At 67.6% G+C, this 16,861-nt stretch carries 19 protein-coding genes and 1 pseudogene; 11 read left to right on the top strand and 9 right to left on the bottom strand.

Features of this window, described 5'->3' with window-relative positions; translation table 11 throughout:
- Positions 1–61 precede the first annotated feature (61 nt).
- From FPZ61_RS09105 to FPZ61_RS09090, 4 genes are read left to right on the top strand one after another with little or no spacing between them, the layout of a single operon-like run.
- A complete protein-coding gene (locus FPZ61_RS09105; protein ID WP_185466272.1) occupies positions 62–1,045 on the top strand; it encodes a pyruvate dehydrogenase complex E1 component subunit beta in 984 nt (327 codons plus the stop codon).
- A 1-nt stretch (position 1,046) separates the two neighbouring features.
- On the top strand, positions 1,047–2,561 hold the full coding sequence (secD, locus tag FPZ61_RS09100) for a protein translocase subunit SecD (protein WP_185466270.1): 1,515 nt from the start codon (positions 1,047–1,049) through the stop codon (positions 2,559–2,561).
- A 6-nt stretch (positions 2,562–2,567) separates the two neighbouring features.
- Positions 2,568–3,599, top strand: a complete 1,032-nt coding sequence (secF, locus tag FPZ61_RS09095; protein WP_185466267.1) for a protein translocase subunit SecF — start codon at positions 2,568–2,570, stop codon at positions 3,597–3,599.
- Positions 3,599–3,784: a hypothetical protein gene (locus tag FPZ61_RS09090; RefSeq protein WP_185466265.1), complete on the top strand. Its 186-nt coding sequence runs from the start codon at positions 3,599–3,601 to the stop codon at positions 3,782–3,784. Before secF ends, FPZ61_RS09090 begins: the two co-directional genes overlap by 1 nt.
- Here FPZ61_RS09090 and FPZ61_RS09085 read toward each other — a convergent pair whose 3' ends face one another.
- The 4 genes from FPZ61_RS09085 to mnmH are packed head-to-tail and all read right to left on the bottom strand — an operon-like array spanning position 3,785 to position 7,389.
- On the bottom strand, positions 3,785–4,786 hold the full coding sequence (locus tag FPZ61_RS09085; RefSeq protein ID WP_185466263.1) for an AI-2E family transporter: 1,002 nt from the start codon (positions 4,784–4,786) through the stop codon (positions 3,785–3,787).
- The gene (locus FPZ61_RS09080; protein ID WP_185466261.1) at positions 4,783–5,856 is read right to left on the bottom strand and encodes an AI-2E family transporter; all 1,074 of its coding nucleotides are present in this window, start codon (positions 5,854–5,856) and stop codon (positions 4,783–4,785) included. The genes FPZ61_RS09085 and FPZ61_RS09080 overlap by 4 nt, the downstream gene beginning before the upstream one ends.
- On the bottom strand, positions 5,853–6,254 hold the full coding sequence (gene psb28 / locus FPZ61_RS09075; RefSeq protein ID WP_185466259.1) for a photosystem II reaction center protein Psb28: 402 nt from the start codon (positions 6,252–6,254) through the stop codon (positions 5,853–5,855). Before psb28 ends, FPZ61_RS09080 begins: the two co-directional genes overlap by 4 nt.
- Before the next feature lie 22 nt (positions 6,255–6,276).
- On the bottom strand, positions 6,277–7,389 hold the full coding sequence (gene mnmH / locus FPZ61_RS09070) for a tRNA 2-selenouridine(34) synthase MnmH (RefSeq protein WP_185466257.1): 1,113 nt from the start codon (positions 7,387–7,389) through the stop codon (positions 6,277–6,279).
- A gap of 71 nt (positions 7,390–7,460) precedes the next feature.
- Between mnmH and FPZ61_RS09065 the strand changes: the two genes are divergently transcribed.
- Together FPZ61_RS09065 and FPZ61_RS09060 are read left to right on the top strand one after the other, a co-directional pair.
- Positions 7,461–8,186 (top strand): GUN4 domain-containing protein, encoded by a 726-nt coding sequence (locus FPZ61_RS09065; protein WP_185466255.1) that lies wholly within the window; start codon positions 7,461–7,463, stop codon positions 8,184–8,186.
- A gap of 51 nt (positions 8,187–8,237) precedes the next feature.
- Positions 8,238–8,651, top strand: coding sequence for an ATP-binding protein (locus tag FPZ61_RS09060; protein WP_185466252.1), 414 nt, complete (start codon positions 8,238–8,240; stop codon positions 8,649–8,651).
- 25 nt (positions 8,652–8,676) lie between these two features.
- On the opposite strand, the gene FPZ61_RS09055 is transcribed toward FPZ61_RS09060, so the two are convergent.
- Complete coding sequence (locus tag FPZ61_RS09055; RefSeq protein ID WP_370593417.1) at positions 8,677–8,997, bottom strand: DUF6439 family protein; 321 nt, start codon at positions 8,995–8,997, stop codon at positions 8,677–8,679.
- 15 nt (positions 8,998–9,012) lie between these two features.
- On the opposite strand from FPZ61_RS09055, the gene FPZ61_RS09050 reads away from it, so the two are divergent.
- Positions 9,013–9,363 carry a hypothetical protein gene (locus FPZ61_RS09050; RefSeq protein ID WP_370594279.1) on the top strand — a complete coding sequence of 117 codons (351 nt, stop codon included), beginning with the start codon at positions 9,013–9,015 and terminating at the stop codon, positions 9,361–9,363.
- Between the two features lie 182 nt (positions 9,364–9,545).
- Here FPZ61_RS09050 and FPZ61_RS09045 read toward each other — a convergent pair.
- Both FPZ61_RS09045 and FPZ61_RS09040 read right to left on the bottom strand, forming a co-directional pair.
- A pseudogene (locus FPZ61_RS09045) lies at positions 9,546–9,758 on the bottom strand (copper-binding protein); the annotation flags it as partial.
- Positions 9,759–9,851: 93 nt separating this feature from the next.
- On the bottom strand, positions 9,852–10,913 hold the full coding sequence (locus FPZ61_RS09040) for a class I SAM-dependent methyltransferase (RefSeq protein ID WP_185466244.1): 1,062 nt from the start codon (positions 10,911–10,913) through the stop codon (positions 9,852–9,854).
- 155 nt (positions 10,914–11,068) lie between these two features.
- Here FPZ61_RS09040 and FPZ61_RS09035 point away from each other — a divergent pair, with 155 nt between their 5' ends.
- Entirely contained in the window at positions 11,069–11,302 is a 234-nt protein-coding gene (locus tag FPZ61_RS09035) for a hypothetical protein (protein ID WP_185466242.1), read from the top strand.
- Here FPZ61_RS09035 and glnA read toward each other — a convergent pair.
- Positions 11,280–12,701 (bottom strand): type I glutamate--ammonia ligase, encoded by a 1,422-nt coding sequence (glnA, locus tag FPZ61_RS09030; protein WP_185466240.1) that lies wholly within the window; start codon positions 12,699–12,701, stop codon positions 11,280–11,282. The genes FPZ61_RS09035 and glnA overlap by 23 nt on opposite strands.
- A 251-nt stretch (positions 12,702–12,952) precedes the next feature.
- Here glnA and FPZ61_RS09025 point away from each other — a divergent pair, with 251 nt between their 5' ends.
- Positions 12,953–13,471: an allophycocyanin subunit beta gene (locus tag FPZ61_RS09025; RefSeq protein WP_185466238.1), complete on the top strand. Its 519-nt coding sequence runs from the start codon at positions 12,953–12,955 to the stop codon at positions 13,469–13,471.
- 59 nt (positions 13,472–13,530) lie between these two features.
- A complete protein-coding gene (locus FPZ61_RS09020) occupies positions 13,531–14,739 on the top strand; it encodes an alanine--glyoxylate aminotransferase family protein (RefSeq protein WP_221629886.1) in 1,209 nt (402 codons plus the stop codon).
- On the opposite strand, the gene FPZ61_RS09015 is transcribed toward FPZ61_RS09020, so the two are convergent.
- The gene (locus tag FPZ61_RS09015) at positions 14,709–15,218 is read right to left on the bottom strand and encodes a nucleoside deaminase (RefSeq protein WP_185466236.1); all 510 of its coding nucleotides are present in this window, start codon (positions 15,216–15,218) and stop codon (positions 14,709–14,711) included. The genes FPZ61_RS09020 and FPZ61_RS09015 overlap by 31 nt on opposite strands.
- A 90-nt stretch (positions 15,219–15,308) precedes the next feature.
- Here FPZ61_RS09015 and FPZ61_RS09010 point away from each other — a divergent pair, with 90 nt between their 5' ends.
- A complete protein-coding gene (locus FPZ61_RS09010; RefSeq protein ID WP_185466234.1) occupies positions 15,309–16,775 on the top strand; it encodes a pyridoxal-dependent decarboxylase in 1,467 nt (488 codons plus the stop codon).
- Positions 16,776–16,861 lie beyond the last annotated feature (86 nt).

The raw sequence follows: 16,861 nt of genomic DNA, 5'->3' as shown, positions 1-16,861 counted from the left end.
GAGCCGTCGCCTGAGATAAGTTGGCCGCTCCACCGGCACCTGCCGGGTTCGCACACCGTTCGTGGCCGAGACCCTTCTCTTCAACGCCCTGCGTGACGCCATCGACGAGGAGATGGCCCGAGACCCCTACGTGTGCGTGATCGGGGAGGACGTCGGCCAGTATGGCGGGTCCTACAAAGTGACCAAGGATCTCTACGAGAAGTACGGCGAACTGCGGGTTCTGGACACCCCGATCGCCGAGAACAGCTTCACCGGCATGGCCGTCGGGGCCGCGATGACGGGCCTGCGCCCGATCGTGGAGGGCATGAACATGGGCTTCCTGCTGCTGGCCTTCAACCAGATCTCCAACAACATGGGGATGCTGCGCTACACCAGCGGCGGCAACTACACCATTCCCACCGTGGTGCGCGGCCCCGGTGGAGTGGGGCGCCAGCTGGGCGCAGAGCACAGCCAGCGCCTGGAGGCCTACTTCCACGCCGTCCCCGGCATCAAGATCGTGGCGGTGAGCACCCCCACCAATGCCAAGGGGCTGATGAAGGCCGCGATCCGCGACAACAACCCCGTGCTCTTCTTCGAGCATGTGCTCCTCTACAACCTCAGCGAGGACATCCCCGAAGGGGATTACATCTGCTCCCTCGACCAGGCCGAGGTGGTGCGCGAGGGCAAGGACGTGACGATCCTCACCTACTCACGCATGCGCTACCACTGCCTCAAGGCGGTGGAGCAGCTCGAGGCCGATGGCGTCAGTGTGGAACTGATCGATCTGGTCAGCCTCAAGCCCTTCGACCTCGAGACCATCACCCGATCGATCCGCAAGACCCACAAGGTGCTGGTGGTGGAGGAGTGCATGAAGACCGGCGGCATCGGCGCCGAACTGCTGGCCCTGATCACCGAGCACTGCTTCGACGATCTCGACGCCCGGCCCGTGCGCCTCTCCAGCCAGGACATTCCCACCCCTTACAACGGCGCCTTGGAGAATCTGACCATCATCCAGCCCCGGCAGATCGTCGAGGCGGCCCGGCAGCTCAAGGCAGGCACGATCTGAGATGGCACGCCAGCAGGGGTTGTTCGCCCTGATCCTGGCCCTGGCGATCGCCGCCGGGGCCGTTCTGTTCAGTTTTCCCCTGCAGCTTGGGCTGGATCTTCGCGGCGGCAGCCAGCTCACCCTGCAGGTGATGCCCGCGGGTGCGATCAAAACAGTGAGAAAGGAGCAGCTGGAGGCCGTCAAGGAGGTGCTCGACCGCCGTGTGAACGGCCTTGGAGTGGCCGAATCCACCCTCCAGACCATCGGAGACGACCAGCTGGTGCTGCAACTGCCCGGCGAACAGGACCCCACCAGGGCGGCCAAGGTGTTCGGCACCACGGCCCTGCTCGAATTCCGCGCCCAGAAGCCCGGCACCGAGCAGGAGATGCAGGGGCTGCTGCGGCTGAAGCGCCAGGCCCAGTCGGTGCTCGACCTCAGCCGCAGGCGCACGACACCGGATCCGTCTCCAACCACCCCGCCAGGACAACCGCCGGCCGCCACGCCCAGCTTTCCGGAGGAAGATCTGGCCAGGGCCTTGCGAGAACTCGGGGTCTCCGTGCCTCAAGGGGCCGGCGAAACCGAGCAGATCGAAGCCCTGCTCGAGGAGGTGAACAAACGGGTGGTGTCCCTCTACGAGCCGGCGGCCCTCACCGGCAAGGACCTGGTCACCGCTGGCCGCCAGCAGCAGCAGACCGGCACGGGCTGGGATGTGACGCTCACCTTCAACCGCCAGGGGGGTGAGGCCTTTGCCCGCCTGACCCAGTCGATTGCGGGCAGCGACAGGCTGCTGGGCATCGTCCTGGATGGTCGCTCGATCAGCGAAGCCTCCGTGAGCCAGGAGTTCGCCGCGGCCGGCATCACCGGTGGGGCCGCCAGCATCACCGGCAACTTCACAGCCGAGGAAGCCCGCGATCTGGAGGTTCAACTGCGGGGGGGCTCCCTGCCCCTTCCGGTGAAGATCCTCGAGGTGCGCACCGTCGGCCCCCTGCTGGGGGCTGAGAACATCCGCACCAGCCTGGTGGCGGCCCTGGCAGGCCTGGCCCTGGTGGCGGTGTTCATGGTGGTGGTCTATCGGCTCCCCGGAGCCGTGGCCGTGGTGGCTCTCAGCCTCTATGCCCTCTTCAACCTCGCCAGCTACGCCCTGATTCCCGTCACCCTGACCCTGCCGGGCATCGCCGGATTCATCCTCTCGATCGGCATGGCGGTGGACGCCAATGTGCTCATCTTCGAGCGGGTGAAGGAGGAACTTCGCTCCGGTAACACCCTGATCCGCTCGATCGACGGCGGCTTCTCCCTGGCCTTCTCCTCAATCCTCGATGGCCATGTCACCGGCCTGATCAGCTGCATCGCCCTCTTCGCCCTGGGCACCGGCCTGGTCAAGGGATTTGCGGTCACCCTCGGCATCGGTCTGCTGCTCAGCCTGTTCACCGCCCTCTCCTGCACCCGCGTGCTTCTGCGCCTGATGATGAGTTACCCCACCCTGCGGCGCCCCAGCTACTTCCTGCCCAGCCGCCAGCGGCCCTCGCCAGCCGCCTGAGCATCCATGACTTCCTCCCCGTCGGGATCGGGCGCCTCAGCACCGATCCAGTACTTCCGCATCACGCGCCACCGGCGCATCGCCTGGTGGGGTTCGGTCGTGGCCTGCCTGATCAGCCTGATCGGCATGGCCCTCTGCTGGCTCAACCCCGCCATCGGCGCGCCGCTCAAGCCCGGCCTCGACTTCACCGGTGGCACCCGAATCCAGATGGAGAGGGCCTGCGAGCCCGACTGCTCGGCGATCACCGTGCCCGAGGTGAGCGCCAGTCTCGGAACCCTCCAGCTTCCCGCTGAGAACGGTCAGGCAGCGCCAGGCCTCGCTGGCGCTCCGGTGCAGGTGCTCGACCAGGGTCGCTCGATCGAGCTGCGTCTGCCCAGCCTCAGCGCCGGGCAGGGAACCAGCGTGATCCAGCAGCTGGCCGCCAGCCTGGGGCCCTTCAAGGACGGCGGCACCTCAGTTGACACGATCGGGCCCACCCTGGGGGCGCAGTTGCTGCGCAGCAGCCTCATTTCCCTGCTGGTCAGCTTCGCGGCCATCGCCCTCTACATCACGCTCCGCTACGACAGGGTGTTCGCCTTTCTGGCGATTCTCTGCCTGGCCCACGACGTGCTGATCACCACCGGGCTGTTCGCCTGGCTCGGGTTGCTGCGGGGAATCGAAGTGGATTCCCTCTTCGCCGTGGCCCTGATCACCGTGGCCGGGTATTCGGTGAACGACACCGTGGTGGTCTTCGACCGGATCCGCGAGCAGAAGGCCAACCTGGGGGGAGCTCCCTTCAGTGAGCAGGTGGACGTGGCCGTGGATGCCACCTTGACCCGCTCGATCTACACCTCCCTCACCACGCTGCTGCCCCTGCTGGGGATCCTCTTCTTCGGCGGCAGCAGTCTGTTCTGGTTCTCCGTGGCCCTCACCTTCGGCATCAGCGTGGGCAGCTGGTCGAGCATCGGCCTGGCCCCCACCCTGCTGCCTCTGCTCAGTGGCAAGGGCTTCGTCGGACCCAGTGCCGGGAATGGGGCGACGCCAGCGGGCGTGGCTTGATGCCGCGCGTCCCGCCGCTGATCCCACTGCTGCTGGTCCTGTTGGCGCTCGGGGATCTGAGGTCGGAACTGCGGCTCCTGCTTGACCATTTCACCTGGTCGTCGCTGGTGACGGCCATGCAGCAGCATCCCCTGGCCGTGGCGGTGCTGGTGCTCACGCCCAGTCTGATCCGCCACTACCGCTGATCAGGTCCAGCGATCCATCATCTGCTCCACCAGCACGCGCTGAGAGATCACCTGCAGCACCACCACCAGCGGCAGAGCCAGCAGCACTCCGGGCAGGCCGAGCAGAGCGCCCAGGCTCAACTGGGCCATCAGGGCCACGGTGGGCAGCAGGTTGACCGTGCGGCTGAGCAGCAGGGGGGTGAGAACGAAGGCTTCGGCGTTCTGCAGCAGCAGCCGCAGCATCAGCACCTGGACCACCTTGGCAGGGGAGATCAGCAGGGCCACCGCCAGGGGCAGAAGCGTGGCCACCGTGGGGCCGATCGTGGGCACAAAGGTGAGCAGACCGCAGACCAGTCCGCTCAGCAGGGCCAGGGGAACCTGAAGCAGGGCCAGACCAGCCCAGGTGAGGAGGAACACGGTGACCGCCGAGAGCGTCATCCCTGCCAGCCAGCCGCCGAGCGCCTGGCGCGACTCCCGCAGCAGCGACTGCATCGAACCGCGCCAGAACTGGGGCGTGGCGGCCAGCACCAGCCGTTGGTGCGGCCTTGGATCCAGGGCCAGCAGGATCGCCAGAAGCACCATCAGCAGGATCTGGATGGTGGAATTGGCGGCGCCTCCGGCCACCCCCAGCAGCTGACTGCCCAGGGGCTGCAGTTTCTCCCAGGTGGCCAGCTCCAGCAGCCTGTCTTCGAGGCCGCGAAAGGCCGTGGAGCCTCCCGCCAGGTCCCCCAGCCGCTGCAACAGCACGGGCAGCAACTGGGTGAGCTGGTTGGCCTGCTGCAACAGTTCAGGAAGCAAGAGGTCGGACACCTTCCAGCCCACCACCACCAGGGCCGCCATCACCAGGGCCACGGCGCTGGGACGGTTCAGGGGCAGGCGACGGCGCAGGAGGCTCACCGGCACGTCCAGCGCCACGGCCAGCACCACGGCCCCGAAGAGCACCAGCAGCACCCAGCGCAGTTCCCACACCAGCAGCGCCAGCAGCACCAGGGCGAGGGTCCCCAGCAGGGCACGGCCGTTCATGGGGACAGGCGCTGACGCTTCCAGGGATCCAGGATGTCGTGGATGATCACCTCGCGCACGATCACCTGGACGCACACGGCCATCGGCAGAGCCAGCAGCAGCCCCAGCGGTCCGAACAGAATCGTGAACAGGAACTGGGCCGTGAGGGTGAGGCCCGGCAGCAGGTGCACTTTGGCGTGCATCACCGATGGGGTGATCACATAGCTCTCCAGGTGCTGAACCACCACGTAGAGGCCGAGCACGGCCAGGGCCTTCCAGGGGGCGTCGAGCAGAGCCACCGACATCGGGAACACCGTGCTCAGGGTGGGACCCACGTTCGGAATCACATTGAGCAGGCCCGCCAGCAGGGCATTGGCCACCACCAGCTTCACCCCAAGCAGCGACAGGCCGACGCCCGCCAGCAGAGCCACGAACAGGGAGCTGATCACCACCCCCACCATCCAGGCGCTGAGGGCCGCTCCGCAGAGATCCAGCACACGCCTGAAGCGGCGGCGGTAGAAGGAAGGGGCCAGCAGCACCAGCACACCGCGGTAGGCGGTGGGTTGCACCGCCAGCATCAGGCTCACCGCTATCACGAAGACAAACTGCAGGGTGCCGCTGCCCAGGTTGCTGGCCAGGCCCAGCAGCCGCATTGCTCCCCCTCCAAGACCACCCGCCACCACTTCGGGACTGGGCCCCTCGGACGGCCAGAGCTGCTGCAACCACTCCAGCGAGCCGTCATGGCGGCCATAGAGGATCCGGCTCACGTTGGAGAGCACCCGGCGCGCCAGGCCGATCAGCACATCAGCCGCATCGGGCAGCTTGGCCAGCAGCTCCGCGAACTGCTCCACGAAGGGAGGAATCAGCACGGCACTGCCCACCACCACCACCATGGCCAGTCCCACCAGGCTGATCACCAGAGCCAGGGGCCTGGGGCAACCCAGACGCTCGCGCACGGCGCCCACCAGGGTGCAGATCGCCAGGGCCAGCACCACGGCGGCAAACAGCTGCAACAGCAGCCCCCGCAGGTTCCAGAGCAGGGCCACGGCGGCGATGATGGCCGCCAGGCCCAGCCACTGCCCGAATTTCAAGCGTCTGCGGGTTCGCCCTCGGCGCCCGGATCGGGACTGGCGTCCGGGGTGTCGGGCTCCCCGTCCTTCTCGGCGAAGCCGAGACCATGGCCGGCGGCGTAGCGCTCGGCGAAACGCATGAAGCGGCCGAAGTCCTCTTCCGTCTTCCAGGTGTAGGTGGCCTCGAGGGCACTGGGTTTGCCGTTCACGAAGCGGGCCTTCACCTCCCGCGTGACCAGTTCACCTTCCTCGTCGAGCAGGAACATGCCGGTGATGTCGCCCATGGTTTCAGGGGCGAGCGCCTGGGGTTGCTCGAACACGAACAGGGCCTGGCCGGTTCGTCCATCGCGGGAGCGGGTCAGCCGGATATCGGGAACCACGGGCTCGTCCACCCCGCGAAAGAACTGAATGGCCGTCATCGGGGTGGGGCAAAGTCCGATCCTAAGCAGAGCCTCCGATCCCGCCTTCAGGGTTCACATGGGCTTGATCTTCCGGGCCGGCTCCAGCAGCGCTGGCCAGCCAACCCTGCTCCCGCAGCCAGTCGGCCGCACGCCGCTCATCCCAGTCGTGAAGCTCCAGAGAGCTGTGGCTGGCGCCGGCCACCGGCCGCTTGCGCTGCCGCTCCAGCTCGTGGTCGTAGCAGCGGTCGTAGTAGTCGAGCATCCAACGGCAGGCCTCGCTCCAGTCGCGACTCTCAATCGCCGCCAGGGCCGCCTGGGTGCGGGCGGGTCCCAGCCGCCGGGCGATCCGCCGGGTGGCCTCCGAGAGGGCTTCAGGGTCCTGCCCCCCGTACACCTGCACCAGCCGTCGCAACCGCTCGCTGAGCGGGCGACGGATCTCCAGCACCGCAGCGTTCTGCATCTGCCGCCAGAGGCCTGCGGGAATGCGGCAGCGCCCCACCTGGGCACTTTCGGCCTCCAGCCAGATCGCCTCGGCCCCACGGCAGGCATCCAGGGACGCCGCCAGCCGGTTCTCATAGTGCTCGTTGCTTGGCTGGGGTGGCATCCCGAGGCCTCCGAAGCTGCTGCCGCGGTGGTGGGCCAGGCCTTCGAGATCGACCACGGCCAGGCCGCGATGGGCCAGCTCCAGCAGCAGGTCGGTCTTGCCGGTGCCGGTGCGCCCCCCCAGCAGGCGCAGGGGCCAGGAGCGCTCGAAGCGGGCCAGCACCCAGCGGCGATAGGCCTTGTAGCCCCCCTCCAGCAGCTGTACGGGCAGCCCGAGGGTTTCGGCCAGCCAGCCGATGCTGGCGGAGCGCATGCCGCCGCGCCAGCAATGGATGCGCAGGGGCCCACCGCCAGCGGCCTGATGGTGGGCGAGGAGCCCATCGCCGAGGACCGCCAGCTTGGGGCCCACCAGGGCCAGCCCCGCTCGAACCGCCTGCTGGGAACCCCGCTGCTTGTAGGTCAGCCCCACCTCAGCCCGCTCATGGTCGCTGAACAGGGGCAGGTTGCGGGCTCCGGGGATGTGCCCCTGGGCGAACTCCGCCGGGCTACGCACATCCAGCACCGCTCCCTCGCCTTGCAGGAAGGCATCGATCGCCAGCCACGACGCCATCGCGCCCCACCCCACGGACCTTGCCTGACATAGTGGGCCCACGCAGGCCAGGCTCAGGCCCGCCGAACTCCATGCTTTCCGGTCCACCCGCTTCCGCCACGGCCAGCGCCGAACTGCTGCTCGAGCGCTTCGGTTCGAGCTCTCCTCGGCAGCGGCGGAGTCTGCTTCCCCAGATCGAGGCCCGCCTCCCGGAGCTGCGCCCCCTGTTGCTGGACGCCCTCTCGCGCCACGATCCCGAGGGGGACGACTGGATCGCTGGGGTCTGGGTTCAGGCCTTGATGGCCCAGGACGACAGCCACAGGACCGCTTTGCTCGAGGGCCATCCGGACGGTTGGCTGCGAGTGGGGAGTGATGCCGGCATCTCCTACGCCTCTCTGCAGGAGGCCCTGGCCCAGCGCCGCTTCGAGCAGGCGGACCGGATCACCAGCGAGGTGCTCAGGCAGCTGGCCGGAGCTGAAGCGATGCGGCGGGGCTACGTCTATTACAGCGAGGTGGCTCCCATGCCCCCCCTCGATCTGACCAGCCTCGATCGGCTCTGGGTGGTCTACTCACGGGCCCGCTTCGGATTCTCCGTGCAGAGAAGACTGCTGCGGGCCTGCAACGGCCGCTGGGAGCAGCTCTGGCCCAGGCTGGGCTGGAAGTGTGAGGGCACCTGGACCCGCTACCCCAGTGCGTTCCAGTGGAACCTGGAGGCGCCGGAGGGCCACATGCCCCTGATCAATCAGTTGCGCGGCGTTCGGCTGATGGACGCCCTGCTCAACCACCCGGCCGTGCAACAAAGAATCAGCACCCGTTGAGCCGGGGGCGGCACGGAGCGTTAGGGTCAAATTCAGCCCTGGTTGGTGTGGATGCTTCGGCGCCTGATCACTCCGCTGCGGTGGACCGATTTCATCACTCCCTCCACCCTGCAGCTCGCACCACTGGTGGAGCTGCTGCTCGAGCCGATGGAAACAGCCGCCAACCTGGCGGAGCTGCAACTCGGACTCCAGGAGGCCCTGGTCAATGCGGTCAGGCACGGCAATGGCGGTGATCCAGGCAAGTGCCTGCGCATCCGCCGGATCCTCACCCCCCACTGGGTGATCTGGCAGATCCAGGATGAGGGCTGTGGTGTGCCGGTGTGCGCCCGCTCCAACGAACTGCCCGAGCGCAGTGATGCCTGCTGCGGCAGAGGTTTCTTCCTGATTCACCACTGCTTCGACGACGTGCGCTGGAGCGAGCGGGGCAACCGCCTGCAGCTGGCGGCCCAGCGACACCGGGTCTGAACCCCAGACCAGGAATCTCGTTGATTCAGTGGCCGTGGCTGGGGCAACCGGGGTCGCGCAGGTCCCCCTTCAGCCAGGCCAGCCCATGCTCGAGCAGTTCGATCGCCCGTCGCTGGGCATCACCCTCAAGGCGCTGGGGCGGGCTCTGCTCAGAGAGCAGATGCACCAGGGCTGCAGCCACCTGCTCAGCCGCTCGCCTGGGCTTGTGCCCCTTCTGGGCATGCCAGTCTCGGCCGTCGATGGCCAGCAGCCGCTGGAGCTCCTCCGCCAGCTGGCGGCTGGAATCCGGCCAGGTCTGGGGGGATCCGCTCCGTGGGGGGGCAGCGGGCGCTGAAGAAAGCGGCACTGGACGGAGGACGTGGTGAAGATCCATCCTGACGCGATGGCCTTCCCTTCGCGGCGTCGACCGGGTCGCCGATTCCGTCGACCGCTCAAGCGGTTGATCCGTCGCCGATCCGGCTGGTTGCATGGGCTCTCCACCCTGCTCACGGTGGCCTCTCAGGGGAAGCGGCTGTCCGCCGCGGAAGCGGAGAGCCCCGGAGACCTCTCCAGCAGCTGGCGACGGTTGAACCAACGGCTTGAGCTGGGTCAACGGTTGCTGGATCCCCTGCCCACCGCTCTGCGCGCCAGCCGGTGGCAGGAGACGGTGCTCTGGAAGGCCCTGCGCTGGGGCGGGCTCGGGATGCTCCTGGCCTGGTGGCTGTTGCGCTAAACGGCCAGCAGCGGCTGGGGGGCCTCCTCCAGCAGACCCACCAGGTAGGGGCTGCCCTCGGAGAACAGGCCTCCGCTGGCGAAGAGAACCTCCTTGGGGGGGACGGGGAGGGTCAGGGGGTCGACGGCCGGATCACTCAGCGGCGGGACAGCGGCCACAGAGGCCGGGGTGGGGCGCTGAAGCTGGCCCCGACGCCAGGCGTGATGCAGGGAGCGGCGCCGGCGGTCCTCCTGAAGCACCAGTCTGTCGGCTCCGGCGCGTGGACTCTCCCCTGCCAAAAGAGGGGTGCGCAGGCGGATGCCGTAGCCGTGAGCTTCGATCTGGACGTGTCCTTCCATCAGCACCGTCTGAAAAGTCCAGCCCTGCAACCAACGCAGATGGAACGGATTGGTCATGGGTCTAACGCGCACAGATGTCTGTGAAAACTATTCAGAATCTGCAAGGTCTGCCTCAGGAGGGGGAGTGATGTGCTCAGGCTCGGACTTCACTCAAGTCAGGGGCTTGGTGGCGGACCAGACCCGGGTCATGAAATGGGAGCGGGCGCTGATCCCGCTGAAGCCGGCCTGGCCGAGGCGGGCTTCGATGTCGTCAGAGATGTAATCGCGGTAGTAGGGCTCATGGAAGGCCCGGCGGAAATTCTCCAGCGCGACGGAGAACTCGGGTGAATCGGCCAGCTGGATCGAGTCGGCCAGCACCAGCACGCCACCGGGTTCGATCACCCGGAAACATTCCTGCAGAACGTTCTGACGGGCTTCACCGGGAAGCTCGTGGAAGAGGAACACACAGCTCACCGCCTGGAAGGTGGCGTCGGCGAAGGGAAGGCTCTCGGCGTTGCCCTGCACCAGCTGGGGCAACTCACCCGGCAGCTGGCTGAGGCAACGGTTGGCTTCACGCAGGTAGGAGGCGGAGAGGTCGAGGCCCACCAGCTGGATCTCAGGGAGGCCACCACGCAGCTGGCGCAGGGTCCGGCCGGTGCCCGTGGCCACATCCAGCAGGCGCAGCTGACCAGGAGAGCGCTGGGCGAAGGCCCTCAGCCCCCGCTGCAGAGGGCTGATCAGCCGGCGGCGCATGGCATCGGCGCTGCCGTTGAAGAGGATTTCAACCTGGAGGTCGTAGAGCGCGGCGGAATGGTCGCTCAGGTAGCCATCGGTCTGATGGTGAAAGTTCTGCAGGTAATAGGAGGGATAGTCCTCCAGGCGAACGTGCCTGGGAAGATCCCGCACCTTGCGCTGGGTGCGGCGGTTCCACTGCCGGGGAGTCTCGAGCCAGACCAGGGGGTAGCGGGCCGCCCAGTCGAGCCACGGGGCATCAAAGAGCAGGGAGGGTGGATAGAGACCGCTCTCGGCCTCCTGCCAGTCGGTCTCCAGCAGCCGGTCCATCGAGGCCTTGAGGGCCAGGCTCATCTGCGGCGGCACCGGCACCGTCTTGGGGACCCCCTGGGGATCGACCAGACGCATCAGCCGGGCTCCCAGCTCCTTGTGGGCCAGACCCATGATCGTCTTGCCCTGCTGCAGGGCCTGATAGGCGAATTTACTGACGGTGTCGGGCATGGGGTGCCGGTGGGAAGACCGCGGCAAGGGCCCTTCATTTCAGCCGATTCATTCCCTGGCTGCGAGCGCCACAGGGGCGTGAAGCCCTGCGAAGACAAGCCAGGCTCCGGTAGCAACCGCTACAGAATGGCTCCAGGTCATCGGGAGCTCCGGCCATGGGCCCTGCATCCAGTCAACAGATCGACGCCACCTTCCTGGCCTGGGCACGGGCCCACCGCCGCCAGCGACGACGCCATGCCGCCGAACTGGCCCAGATCACCCTCCATCACGACCCCGGCGATCGCCGGGAAGTCGTCGGGCAGCAGCGGGCCTGGGCTCGCCGGCGGGAGCGTGCCCGCCACCTCCACACCAGTGCCCTGGCCCAGCTCAGGCGTCGTAATACAGGCTGAACTCGTAGGGATGGGGTCGTTGCCGCAACTGCTGCACCTCCTCGTACTTGAGGGCGATCCAGTTGCTGATCAGGTCGTCGCTGAACACATCCCCGGCGAGCAGGTAGTCCTTGTCGGCCTCGAGGGCTTCCAGGGCGCCGCTGAGCGACGCGGGCACCGTGGCGACATGCTCCAGGTCCTCGGCAGCCAACTCGAACAGATCCAGATCCATTCCGTCGCCAGGATCGATCTGCTGGCGGATTCCATCGAGTCCTGCCATCAGCATCGCTGAAAAGGCCAGGTAGGGGTTGGCCATGGCATCGCCGGTGCGGAACTCGAGGCGCTTCGCCCTGGGGTTGTCGCCGCTGAGGGGGATGCGCACGGCCGCCGAGCGGTTCCCCTGGGAATACACCAGGTTCACAGGTGCCTCGAAGCCGGGCACCAGGCGCTTGTAGCTGTTGGTGGTGGGGTTGGTGAAGGCCAGGAAGCTGGGGGCATGCCTGAGCAGACCGCCGATGTACCAGCGGGCCGTCTGGGAGAGGTCGGCGTAGGTGCCCAGACCGAAGAACAGGGGTTGCCCCCCTTTCCAGAGGCTCTGATGCACGTGCATGCCACTGCCGTTGTCGGCGAACACCGGCTTGGGCATGAAGGTGGCGGTGCGGCCGTACCTGCGGGCCACGTTGCGCACCACATATTTGTAGGTCATCACATTGTCGGCCGCGCTGATCAGCTCCGCGAACTTCATGCCCAGCTCCTGCTGGCCGGCGGCCGCCACCTCGTGGTGATGCTTCTCGATCGGGACCCCCAGTTGCCCCAGGGTCAGCAGCATCTCGCTGCGGATGTCCTGAAAGACATCATTGGGTGGTAATGGGAAATACCCCTCCTTGAGATTCATCTTGTAGGCGAGGTTCCCCCCCTCCTCCAGCCGACCGGAATTCCAGGGGGCTTCGATCGAGTCGACGCTGTAGGAGCAGCCGGCCTCGCTGGAGCTGTAGCGGACGTCCTCGAACAGGAAGAACTCCGGTTCCGGTCCGAAGAAGGCCGTGTCGGCCAGGCCCGTGCCGGCCAGATGGGCCAGCGCCCGCTCGGCCAGCGCCCTGGGGCAGCGTCCATAGGGCTGCCCGCTGCGGGGCTCCCGGATCGAGCAGATCAGGCTGAGGGTCTTGTGACGGAAAAACGGATCGATCCAGGCCGTGGCCGGATCGGGCACCATCGCCATGTCCGATTGATTGATCGCCTTCCAGCCGCGGATCGAAGAGCCATCGAAGGCCAGGCCCGTGCGGAAGGCCTCCTCATCGAGCATCTCGGCGCAGACGGTGAGGTGCTGCCATTTGCCATGGAGGTCGGCGAACTTGAGGTCGATCAGCTCGAGACCCTCGTCCTTGATCCGGCGAAGCACATCCTGAGCTGAGCTGACCATGGGGAGGCAGAGGCGGTTTGGAGGGGGCGGAGGCTGCAGGCACCGGAGGGCGACCGCCGCGGCCGATCGTCCGACCGGGACAGGCAGCCTCCGGTAACCGTTGTAACCCTCAATCCGGACAACCCCAGGGAGCCGCCATGGGGCCAGGATGCGTAACCGTTTCTGTCAGATTGGCCAGATCCCATGGCTGGACAGGGTTTTGGCCAAACACGGGTGCTAGCTTCCGCTCCAGGTGCGACGATCTCAACGTCATGCGCGATGCCATCACCGGCCTGATCGGCCGGTATGACCAGCTGGGGCGCTATCTCGATCGTGCGGCGATCGACCGCATCGCCACGTACCACGCACAGGCCGAGGTGCGCCTGGCGGCCGTGGAGATGATCAATCGGGAGGCGGCGGAGATCGTGCGGGACGCCAGCCGCCGCCTGTTCGAGCAGGACCCCGAGCTTCTGCTTCCCGGCGGCAACGCCTACACCACCCGACGGCTGGCCGCCTGCCTGCGGGACATGGACTATTTCCTGCGCTATGCCAGCTACGCGCTGGTGGCCGACGATCCCACCATCCTCAACGAGCGGGTGCTCAACGGCCTCGACGACACCTACAAGAGCCTTGGTGTGCCCACCGGTCCAACGGTGCGCAGCATCGTGCTGCTGGGGGAGGTGCTGGCCGAGCGGCTGTCGGATGCGGGCCTGGAGCCTGTGGATCTGATCCAGGTCCCGTTCGAGCACATGGCCCGCGGCCTGGCCGCCTCCGATTTGAGGGTCGGCTGAGGAGCCGATGGCCCTCTGCTTAGGCTGACGTACACCGTTCCTTCGTTGCGCTGCAGGCCTTGGTCACCCTGTCCTCCTCCCCTTCCACCTCCTCGGCGACCGCCGTGAGCAACCGCCATCGCCTGCAGCTGGGGCCGATCGCCACCCCCGACCGTCTTCTGCTCGGCCCAGGGCCATCCAATGCCCACCCCACGGTGCTGCAGTCGCTTGCTCGCACCCCGATCGGCCATCTCGACCCGCTCTACATCGAGCTGATGGGAGAGGTTCAGGATCTGCTGCGCTACGCCTGGCAGACCGAGAATCGCCTCACCATCCCCATGAGCGGCACGGGCAGTGCCGCCATGGAGGCCACCCTGGCCAACACGGTGGAGCCCGGCGACAAGGTGCTGGTGGCGGTGAAGGGCTACTTCGGTCTGCGGCTGGTGGACATGGCCGGTCGCTACCGGGCCGAGGTGGCCACGATCGAGCGGCCCTGGGGTGAGGCCTTCACGCTGAAGGAGATCGAGCAGGCCCTCGACACCCACCGACCGGCCATCCTGGCGATGGTCCATGCCGAAACCTCCACCGGCGTCTGCCAGCCGATGGAAGGGATCGGTGAGCTCTGCCGCCGCTACGACTGCCTTCTCCTGCTCGACACGGTCACCTCCCTGGGAGCCGTGCCCCTGCATCTCGATGCCTGGGGGGTGGACCTCGCCTACAGCTGCAGCCAGAAGGGGCTGAGCTGCCCTCCTGGCCTCGGCCCCTTCACCATGGGGGAGCGTGCCGAAGCCAAGCTGGCCGCCCGCACCGGCAAAGTGCCCAACTGGTACCTGGATGTGTCGCTGCTCAACCAGTACTGGGGCAGCAACCGGGTTTACCACCACACCGCTCCGGTGAACATGAACTTCGGCATGCGCGAAGCCCTGCGCCTGCTCGCCGAAGAGGGCCTGGAGAACGCCTGGAGCCGACACCGCAGCAACGCCGAACGTCTCTGGGCGGGCCTGGAGCGCCTCGGACTGGAACTCCACGTGCCCGAGCACCTGCGCCTGCCCACCCTCACCACGGTGCGCATTCCCGAGGGGATCGACGGCAAGGCCTTTGCGCTCCACCTGCTCAACACCCATGGCATCGAGGTGGGCGGTGGGCTTGGAGCCCTTGCCGGCAAGGTCTGGCGGATCGGCCTGATGGGGTACAACAGCCAGCCTGAGAACGTCGACCTGCTGCTCAACCTGCTGGAAACGGAACTACCCGCCTTCCGTCAGTCCCAGCCGTTTGCCACCGTTGCCTGACGGCGCCGACGGCGCCTGAACCAGTCCTCCAGCAACTCCCTGGCCTCACCCTTCAGCGCCGCCTGGCCCACCTCCATGTGGTGATGGGCGCTGGGATCGAGGGCCAGGTTCAGGCAGCCCCCCAGAGCTCCGCGCTTGGGGTCGCCGGCAGCGAACACCACTCGTCCCATGCGGGCCTGGATCAAGGCGCCCGCACACATCGGGCAGGGCTCCAGGGTCACCAGCAGGGTGCAGGAATTGAACCGCCAGTCGTTTCTCAGGTGAGCAGCCTGGGACATGGCCACCAGTTCGGCATGGCCGAGGGGATCCTGCTGCCGGTGCCGCCGGTTCGTTCCCCAGCCCAGGGCACGGCCGGCTGAGTCGAGAACGACCGCGGCCACGGGAATTTCACCAGCCTCTCCCGCCCGGCTCGCCACCCTGAGCAAGCGCTCCATCCAGAGCTGCTGGCTGCCGACGGGCAGCGGGGCTGGAGAGGGCATCGACACCGACGACTGCTGTGACGCAGGACCCCCCCGAGACTGACAGCCCATCACCGGAAGGCCCCCGGGGCACGCACATCACAAGAGAGAATGAGGGCCCCGACCGCCTTGCCCTTGGCCGTCTCGCCTCACCTGGAGCGGGCGCTCGACCCCCCACCCTTCGCCGCGCCGGATGGCTTCGATGCGGATCTGGAGGCCTTCCTGCAGGACGCCTCCCATCAGCTCTGCCACTGGCTGGGTTCGGCGCTGAGCCGTCCTCCCCTGCCGGGGCTGAGTCTGCTGCCGGCTGTGGAGCCGGAAGGCCACGGCCTCGGCGCCGAGAGGTTGCTCGCCGATCTGCACCTCGTGATGGAGGGGGCCTACAACCCCAACCATCCAGGCGCTCTGGCCCACCTCGATCCACCTCCCCTGAGCGCATCGCTGGTGGGAGATCTGATCTGCGCCGGACTGAACAACAACCTGCTGGCCGAGGAGCTCTCGCCATCGCTGAGCCGACTGGAGCAGAGTCTGTGCGGCTGGCTGGGCCGGCGGCTGGGCCTTGGCGACGCCGCCGGCGGAGTGCCCGCCAGCGGCGGCAGCCTCAGCAATCTGATGGCCTTGGTCACCGCCCGGGAGAGCCGCGGCCTGCGCGGCGCACCCCAGGCCGTGGTGCTCTGCGGCCAGGACAGCCACACCTCGCTGGAGAAGGCGGTGATGGTGATGGGTCTTCCGGCCGGAGCCCTGCGGCGGCTCCCCCTCGACGGCGATGGTCGCCTGAAGCCTGCGGTGGTGGCCCAGAGCCTGGCGGACCTCGCGCAAGCCGGCGTTCCGGTGATCGCCCTGGTCGCCACGGCCGGCACCACGGTGCGCGGAGCCGTGGACCCCCTGGTGGAGCTCGCCGCCGTCTGCCGCCGCCATGGCGTCTGGCTGCACGTCGATGCGGCGATCGGGGGAGTGCTGGGCCTGAGTGAGCGTCATCGCCAGCGGGTGGAGGGCCTGGGGCTGGCGGATTCGCTCACGATCAACCCCCAGAAACTGCTGGGGATCACCAAGACCTCCTCCCTGCTGCTGCTGGCCGACCCCTCGGCTCTGGAGCGGAGCTTCGCCACGGGCCTGCCCTACATGGAGCTCAGCCGCGAAGGGGGCCATGGCGGCGAGTGCGGGCTGCAGGGGACCCGCAGCGCGGAGATCCTCAAACTGTGGCTCGGCCTGCGCCAGCTGGGCCTCGATGGCATCGAAGCCGTGATCGAAGGAGCGATTCAGCGGCGGCGCTGCCTGCAGCAGCTGTTGCACGAGACGCTCGACCCGCAGCAGCTCACCCTGCTGAGCGGCCCGCTGCACCTGCTGGCCTTCCGGCCCAGCCAGCTGGATGCGGAAGGCTGCAAGTGCTGGTCGGAGCGCTGCCGGCAGCAGCTGCTGGCCCATGACCTGATGCTCTCCCGTCCCCGCTACCAGGGGCGGCACCATCTCAAAGCAGTGCTGGGCAATCCCCACACCCAACCGGAGCACCTCGAGCGCCTCGCCGCGGTGGTCGGGCGGTCACTGGAGGCCGGGAGCCCGGGGCCAACCCAGCCATGACACCACAACCTCCATGAGCCAACAACAGCCCCAGACCAACCCGCGCGGACGCTGGGTGGCCATCGTCACCGGAGTCGTCTCGATCC

Origin of the sequence: Synechococcus sp. BSA11S, from assembly GCF_014224355.1 — a bacterium.
Lineage (GTDB): Bacteria > Cyanobacteriota > Cyanobacteriia > PCC-6307 > Cyanobiaceae > Regnicoccus_A.
This window is presented reverse-complemented; position numbering and strand designations above follow the sequence as displayed.

What these genes read in the sequence shown, in the direction of transcription:
- FPZ61_RS09060 (WP_185466252.1), top strand. Translation starts at nt 8,238, where the DNA reads ATGCTTCGGCGCCTGATCACTCCGCTGCGGTGGACCGATTTCATCACT.
- FPZ61_RS09025 (WP_185466238.1), top strand. Translation starts at nt 12,953, where the DNA reads ATGCGCGATGCCATCACCGGCCTGATCGGCCGGTATGACCAGCTGGGG.
- FPZ61_RS09015 (WP_185466236.1), bottom strand. Translation starts at nt 15,218, where the DNA reads ATGCCCTCTCCAGCCCCGCTGCCCGTCGGCAGCCAGCAGCTCTGGATG.
- glnA (WP_185466240.1), bottom strand. Translation starts at nt 12,701, where the DNA reads ATGGTCAGCTCAGCTCAGGATGTGCTTCGCCGGATCAAGGACGAGGGT.
- mnmH (WP_185466257.1), bottom strand. Translation starts at nt 7,389, where the DNA reads ATGGCGTCGTGGCTGGCGATCGATGCCTTCCTGCAAGGCGAGGGAGCG.
- FPZ61_RS09035 (WP_185466242.1), top strand. Translation starts at nt 11,069, where the DNA reads ATGGGCCCTGCATCCAGTCAACAGATCGACGCCACCTTCCTGGCCTGG.
- secF (WP_185466267.1), top strand. Translation starts at nt 2,568, where the DNA reads ATGACTTCCTCCCCGTCGGGATCGGGCGCCTCAGCACCGATCCAGTAC.
- FPZ61_RS09085 (WP_185466263.1), bottom strand. Translation starts at nt 4,786, where the DNA reads ATGAACGGCCGTGCCCTGCTGGGGACCCTCGCCCTGGTGCTGCTGGCG.
- FPZ61_RS09040 (WP_185466244.1), bottom strand. Translation starts at nt 10,913, where the DNA reads ATGCCCGACACCGTCAGTAAATTCGCCTATCAGGCCCTGCAGCAGGGC.
- secD (WP_185466270.1), top strand. Translation starts at nt 1,047, where the DNA reads ATGGCACGCCAGCAGGGGTTGTTCGCCCTGATCCTGGCCCTGGCGATC.
- FPZ61_RS09010 (WP_185466234.1), top strand. Translation starts at nt 15,309, where the DNA reads ATGAGGGCCCCGACCGCCTTGCCCTTGGCCGTCTCGCCTCACCTGGAG.
- psb28 (WP_185466259.1), bottom strand. Translation starts at nt 6,254, where the DNA reads ATGACGGCCATTCAGTTCTTTCGCGGGGTGGACGAGCCCGTGGTTCCC.
- FPZ61_RS09090 (WP_185466265.1), top strand. Translation starts at nt 3,599, where the DNA reads ATGCCGCGCGTCCCGCCGCTGATCCCACTGCTGCTGGTCCTGTTGGCG.
- FPZ61_RS09065 (WP_185466255.1), top strand. Translation starts at nt 7,461, where the DNA reads ATGCTTTCCGGTCCACCCGCTTCCGCCACGGCCAGCGCCGAACTGCTG.